3 protein-coding genes and 1 pseudogene are annotated in these 6,663 nt (G+C 64.8%); 2 read left to right on the top strand and 2 right to left on the bottom strand.

Annotated elements, in window-relative coordinates; genetic code table 11:
* Positions 1–167: 167 nt before the first annotated feature.
* Positions 168–5,129, bottom strand: a complete 4,962-nt coding sequence (locus OU682_RS23160; protein WP_268944546.1) for a RecQ family ATP-dependent DNA helicase — start codon at positions 5,127–5,129, stop codon at positions 168–170.
* On the opposite strand from OU682_RS23160, the gene OU682_RS23155 reads away from it, so the two are divergent.
* Positions 5,040–5,231, top strand: a complete 192-nt coding sequence (locus tag OU682_RS23155; RefSeq protein ID WP_268944547.1) for a hypothetical protein — start codon at positions 5,040–5,042, stop codon at positions 5,229–5,231. The two genes, OU682_RS23160 and OU682_RS23155, sit on opposite strands and share 90 nt — an antisense overlap.
* 126 nt (positions 5,232–5,357) lie before the next feature.
* Here OU682_RS23155 and OU682_RS23150 read toward each other — a convergent pair.
* A protein-coding gene (locus OU682_RS23150; RefSeq protein WP_371832306.1) for an IS5 family transposase occupies positions 5,358–6,160 on the bottom strand; the annotation gives its coding sequence in 2 pieces (ribosomal slippage) (positions 5,358–5,830 and positions 5,830–6,160; 804 coding nt in all).
* A gap of 349 nt (positions 6,161–6,509) precedes the next feature.
* Between OU682_RS23150 and OU682_RS23145 the strand changes: the two are divergent.
* A pseudogene (locus OU682_RS23145) lies at positions 6,510–6,663 on the top strand (IS110 family transposase); the annotation flags it as partial.

Genomic DNA, 6,663 nt, shown 5'->3' with positions numbered 1-6,663 from the left:
TCTGTTTCGGCGAACTTCTGGCAAACGCACCCAAGACCAGAAATACTCAAATTCAATGGGTCAGAGACGGCGTTTACAGTCGACTGAACATAGCGCCAGAAAGCGTGGCCTTCCCGCCATGGCAGGCTTCAGTGGCTTTTTTTCCGGAAGAAGCAATTGGCCGGGTCTCAGCCCCACACCAGTTCCGGCGCGACTGCCTCCCAGACCTCCCGGCGCAGGTGAGCGCGGAACTCCTCCTTGTTGTCGGCTTTGCGCCACCGCACCACGGCGCCGACTTCTCCCCGCAGAAAGTTCAGGCCCTCCGGCGGCGACCAGGTCCGTGCCATACGCCCCAAGGCACGTCCACGGACATTGTGGATCATCCAGGCTCCCGCCTCGTTCACGACCTGAACGGGATCGCCCACCTGGGCTTCCGCGATCGCCCGCAGGGACGGGTGATCCGCAGGCAGGCGCCCCGCCCAGGATAGATCCACGGCCTTCAGGTTGGGCATCTGATACTGCGCGGTTGCCAGCACCACGTCACCAGACCGGGACGGGGCCTCCCGCCGGAGCACATGCTCTCCCCCTCGCGGCAAGAACGGATGCGCATCGCTTGCCATGATGCAGAGGCTGCGCCGCGCCCGGGTCATGGCGACGTAGAACAGGCGCCGCGGCGCATCGGCATCCTCGCCCCTGGAGGGAGCATCCCAGCCTCCGTTCAGGATGACCACATCGTCGAACTGCAGCCCCTTGGCGCGATGGGCCGTCAGAAGCAGCAGACCCCGCTGTTCGCTCCGGGTATCGCGGGCCCATTCCGCAAAACACTCGATGAGATCGGGCACCGGCATGGTCTTGTCGGCAAGCTCCCGGGCCAGCGCGGCAATCCCTTCGGCGATCAGATCGGTCCAGCGGTTGGATGGCAATGTGTTCACGGCCTCGACCAGATCGCGGATGCTCAGAAGCCGCGCGGGATCGCGCCGCAGGACCTCGATGAAGCCCTGCATCTCGCGCAGGCGCCAGACGCTGGGCGGGCTTTCATTGGCCATCTCCACCGGAAGCCCCAAGGCTTCTGCATAGGCCCGCACCGGCGCAAGGCGCTTCCAGTCGCGCGAGATGATCGCAGCCCGGGACCAGCTCCAGTCCGGGTCCAGGCGCGACAGGCGCACGAGTTCATCGACCGCAGCGATGGCTTGCGCCACATCGCCTCTCGGACAATCCAGCAGCTGAACCCGGCCCTGCGCGACAGGATCGAGTGCAGCCATCTCGCCTCCGGGCGGATCCTTCCGGCGCTTGCGATCGACGCTGATGGCGTGATCAGCCTTCATCCGGTCCCTGGCTGGAGCAATCACGGCATTGGCCGCCTCGATGATGTGGCGGGTGGAGCGGTAGTTCTCGACCAGGAACTCCGGCCGGGCCCGGTAGTCCGCCTCAAACTGCCGGATGAAGCGGATGGAGGCACCTGCGAAGGCATAGATGTTCTGGTCGTCGTCGCCGACCGCGAACAGGCTGAGCCGCAGGTCCGGATCCTCCAGAGACCGGCCGGCCACGGCGGCGATCAGGGCGTATTCCTCGGGTCCGATATCCTGGTATTCGTCCACCAGGATCCAGCGGTAGCCCTGGATCAGCGTTTCGCGCTGCGCCTCCGCCTCCGCCTTGCTCAGGCCCTCGCCATTCAGAAGGCGCACGGCCTCCCTGAGGATGCCGTCGAAGTCATAGGCCTCTGTCGCAGTCCCGGCGAAGCTGGCGCCCACCAGCCGCATGGCCAGCGCATGGCAGGTCGAGATCGTCACCAGGCTCGCGTCATCGCCGATCAGGTGGCGCAGGCGCGCCCGGACCTCGGCGGCGGCGTGGCGGTTGTAGGTCAGCACCAGGATGCCGCGCGGATCCTCGCGCCGGACGCGGATCAGATAGGCGATGCGATGGACCAGCACGCGCGTCTTGCCCGATCCGGGACCGGCAAGCACCAGAACGCTGGTCTGCTCTCGGTCGTCGGCGACGATCTTCTGCTGCACGGGGTTGTCCAGGGCCTCGACGATGGTCTTCCAGGACGTGCCGGTGGTCTGGCGCCGGATCTCCGCGGCTTTGCCGGGCATCCAGCGGCTCAGGAAGGCGTCGCGGTCCAGGACGAAGTAGTCCTCCGACAGGCGCAACGCCTGATCCATCGCGACAAGACCTGTTTCGGCATAGGCGGCCATGACATGGGTCTGCACGGTTTGTTCGCCGTAATGCTCTTCCAGGGGAATGAAGTCCTTTTGCGTGAAGGCGCCGCCGGCACTGTTCAGGTGAACCGTCATGGCGGGCCGGAAGACGGTCAGCCCCTTGCCGAGACTCATCACCTCCTGCTCGTGGAGCCAGAGCAGGCTGCGCTCCATGAGCCTCGTCATGTCCTTAATGCCACTGTTCCGCAGCAGCGCGTCGGAGGTCAGCACCGCCAGAAGATCACCCAGGGTGGTCTCGACCTGCAGGTCCTTGCCCCGGACGCCCTTCGGCACCTTGCCCAGGAGATGTGCCAGCAACAGTTCGGCCGCCTGCCGGCGGATCAGGGCAGTCTGGTCCAGCACCTGCCAGGAGCGTTGCGATGTCACCAGCAGCGTATCGCGCGTCACCTTGCGCACCCGCAGATTTCCGAGCCCCCCGTCCTGGTCTCGCCCATCACGACCCATGCCGCGCACTAGCTTTTCCACGATGTCTGGCCGGACGCTGGCGTGTCCCCCGTCCCGCAGGGTCTGACAGGCGACAGAGAGGTTCAGGGGAATTCCTCCTGCCCCTTCGGCATCCGGGGCAGCCTCGCGCAGAACGGCAATCAGCTCGCACTCGAGGGCAGAGGCGAACTCAAACCGCTGTCGCGACTGTCCCTCGACCCCGGAATGGACAAACACCGTCACCGCCACGTCATTGCGCGCGATGCCGAGTGCTTCCAGATCCGCCAGGGCCTTGTTCAGCGCCCCACCGGTCAGGCCGCTCACCCCGCTCAGCTCGTCGGTCGAGATACCCTTGTCCCTGGGCGCATTCATCAGGTAGCGCACGATGTCCAGAAGCTGCTTGCGCCGTGTCCCGGTCACCTCCGCCTTGGCCAGGATGACCTCTGCCTCGGCGAGCGTGCGGACCCGCAGCGAGGACGGAAACACCTGGACCCGGTTTTCCTCGCGCGACAGGAGCGCGGCCTCTTCGAGCCAGGACACGGCCGTCTTGACCCGGGTGTCGTCCGTGGCGCTGTCGCGCTCGAACTCCTGCTCACGTTCTGCCCGCACGATCTCGGCGGACGTGGCCACAACCTTTCCCGTCTTGCGCGTGCGCTCGTCCAGCCGGCGCAAGGCTTTCAGGATGGCGCCGATCTCGTGGCGTGCCAGGCGGGAACGGGCGGAGAGCGAGAACTGCCGCTCCACATCCTCCGCGGCGAACAACAGCACGCAGTTGGCGTGATCGCGGTCCCGTCCGGCGCGTCCGGCTTCCTGGAGGTAGTTCTCAAGCGAGCCCGGAATGTCGCCATGCACCACCAGCCGGATGTCCGGCTTGTCGATGCCCATCCCGAAGGCGTTGGTGGCCGCGATGATCCGCAGTTCGCCCACACGGAAGCGCTCCTGGATGTCGCGCTTCTCGTCGGGGGGCAGGCCTGCATGGAAGTGCTCCGCCGAGAGCCCCTGCTGCTTGAGAAAGCCTGCCACGCGTTCGGTCTCGCCCCGGGTGGCGCAGTAGACGACGGCACCCGATGCACCTTCCCTCGGCAGCTTCGCCTCGATCACGTCGAGAATGTCGGCAAGCTTGGTACCCTTTCGCGTGGGGCGCACCTCGAAGCTGAGGTTGGTGCGCACCGCGCCGCCATCGAGAAGCAGCAACTCGACACCGAGCCGGGACCGGAAGTGATCGCGGATGTCGCGCACCACTTCGGGCTTCGCGGTGGCCGTCAGGCTCAGGATCGGCGGGGGCGGCTCGTCTCCGGCGCTTTCCTTGATGAAGCGGCCGACATAGCGGTAGTCGGGTCGGAAATCGTGTCCCCACTTCGAGACGCAATGCGCCTCGTCCAGAACCCAGAGGCCGATCTCGCGCTGCGCCAGGACCGAGCGGACGGAGGTGCTGCGCAGCTGCTCGGGAGAGATGAGCAGCATGGCCGCCTCGCCCATCCGCACCTTGTCGAGCGCGTCCTGCCGCTCCGGCAGGGACAGCATGCCGTTCACCGTGACCGCCGTCGAGATGCCGGCCCGCTCCATGCCCTGGACCTGGTCGGCCATCAGCGCCACCAAGGGCGAAATCACCACGGTCAGGGCGCCGGTCTTGTCAAACTTTGACAGCGCGGGGATCTGATAGCAGACGGACTTCCCGGCTCCCGTGGGCAGGATGCCGAGGATGCTCGCTCCCTTCATCGCCTCTTCGACAATCCGTTCCTGCAGAGGGCGGCCTGCGTCATCCACCGGCTGAGGTCGAAAAGCCTTGAAGCCGAACCACTGCGACAGCGCACGGACCGGATCGTTCTTCTCCTGGCACCATCGGCAGTCCAGATCTTCACAGGCGGTGTCGCGCAGATGGCGGACAATGAGCGCGGCCTCGCGGAACTGCGCCCGCACCCAGGGCGGCATCACGGAGTCCCCACCCGCGACCAGGATCCAGGACAGCGCATAGGCCGTGGGCCACCCGAGCTGGGGACTGGCGATCCGCTCGAGCACCTCTTCGATCCGCTGGTCGCAGGCCCGGTTCGTCAGAAGACGGAGGATGGCCTCGCGGGCAGCCCCATGGGTTGGAGCATCGGCGCCCCTGATATGGCGGAACACGGCATCGAACCCGCCTGCATTGTCCATCCGGGTGGTCAGGTAGTGAAAGGCTGTGACCGCGTCCGGCTCCTCGCCGTTCAGCCGCTCGAGGGCAGCAAACTGGTTTTCGAGAACCTGGAAGACAAGCCTTGCATCCAGTTCCGGGTCGTTGACGTGGCCCGCCTGAAGCCGCCCGTCGCGGTAGTGCTTGACCAGGTGGTGGTAAGGGTTGCGCGGGAAGGCCAGAGGATTGAGCCATAGGGTATCAATCGAGGACCGGGTGAGCTTTGCCAACCGCGGCCGGGCGGCCATTAGATGCGGCAGATCGTGGCGAAGGATGTTGTGGCCGAGGAGGTGAGCGATGTCGGCCGACGCCGTCTCCAGCCGATCCAGGGTAGGTTCCATGTCCCGGCCTTTGGTCAGGATGGCCTGTCGGACGCCGTGCTGGACGGCAGCAAGAGCGAAGATCCGGGCGGTTTTCGGATCGACTTCCAGATCAACCGATAGGCAACGGTGCAGAAATGATCCGGGCACTTGAAACATCGGAACGACGACGTCCTGCAGGTCGGCGGTGGTGATGAACGATCATCACCAGGACGACATAAAATGGTCAATATTCATTTAGAGGTCATTTCAAGACCACGTTGTCAGCGCTCGAAAGCAGATGATGGCGCAGGCCAAGATGGTGAAGGCGAGGTGAGTGTCGGCCCTGCGCTCGTATCTGACGGCGAGGCGCCGGAATTTGGAGAGCCAGGCGAATGTGCGCTCGACGACCCAGCGATGCTTTCCGAGATGACTGCTGCTCTCAATGCCCTTCCTGGCAATGCGATGCTTGATGCCGCGTTTGGTGCAAGCCCTGCGACAGCGGGGATAGTCATACCCCTTGTCGGCATGCAGCTTGCCGGGCCGATGGCGCGGCCTGCCACGCTTGCCATGAATGGGAGGAATGGCGTCGAGCAGCGGATCGAGCATCCTGCTGTCATGGACGTTTGCGCCGCTGAGGCGCACCGTCAGGGGAATGCCTTGCCTGTCGGTGACGATGTGGCGCTTCGTGCCAGGGCGCCCGCGATCGGTGGGGTTGGGGCCGGTGACTTCGCCCCCCTTTTCGCCGCGATGGACGCGCTGTCCATGCAGGCCCGGGTCCAGTCGAGATGACCGGCGCGATGCAGCTGGCGCAGTAAGACCTGATGCAACTGATCCCAGACACCGGCCAACTGCCAATCCCTGAGCCTTCGCCAACAGGTCACGCCCGAGCCGCAGCCCAGCTCCGCGGGCAACATCCGCCAGGGGATGCCGCTCTGCAGGACAAACATGATCCCGGCCAGAGCGGCCCGGTCGCAGACCCGAGGCCGCCCACCTTTCGCGGACCGAGACGTGGATGGCAACAAAGGTTCGATCACGGCCCAAAGGCCGTCAGAGACAAGCATGGCAGACATAAGCCACTCATCTAACAGGACGAATCCGCCTGCAAGTGGTTTTGAAACGCCCTCTTAAGAGAGAGAGACGATGCAGCTGTGCAGGTCCTTCCTGCCGATAAGCTTTGAGGCGTGCCGAGAGTGAATGGCAAAGACGTCTCATCAGAAAGTCGATCAGCTGCGAGCGCTCTGCGTTCAGCTAGGCTTCGGATGAAAGGCCGTACCCCCCAGATCACCAGATCATGGAGAAAATCATGCAGCTGATGAACCCAATCACGACGCCAGCCACAAGGCGTTGATGATGTGACCGCCCCCCGACGGCATCTGATGTGCCAAGGTGGGTCTGCAACGATCCACAAAGGGAGCGGTCATGTCGGAGATTATCACGGTCGGGCTCGATCTGGCGAAGAATGTGTTTCAGGTGCATGGAGCTGACGGCGCAGGACGGGCGGTTCTGCGCAAAAAGATACGGCGAGCGCAGGTGCTGGAGTTTTTCAGCCAGCTGCCCTCGTGCGTCGTGGCGA

The organism is Paracoccus benzoatiresistens, assembly GCF_026913015.1.
GTDB classification, from domain to species: domain Bacteria; phylum Pseudomonadota; class Alphaproteobacteria; order Rhodobacterales; family Rhodobacteraceae; genus Paracoccus; species Paracoccus benzoatiresistens.
The sequence above is the reverse complement of the archived record's forward strand: the minus strand, read 5'-3'. Positions and strand labels throughout refer to the sequence as shown.

Bases quoted from the DNA above. Each gene is read 5' to 3' on its own strand.
- OU682_RS23155 (WP_268944547.1), top strand. From the start codon at position 5,040: ATGCGGCAGATCGTGGCGAAGGATGTTGTGGCCGAGGAGGTGAGCGAT.
- OU682_RS23160 (WP_268944546.1), bottom strand. From the start codon at position 5,129: ATGGAACCTACCCTGGATCGGCTGGAGACGGCGTCGGCCGACATCGCT.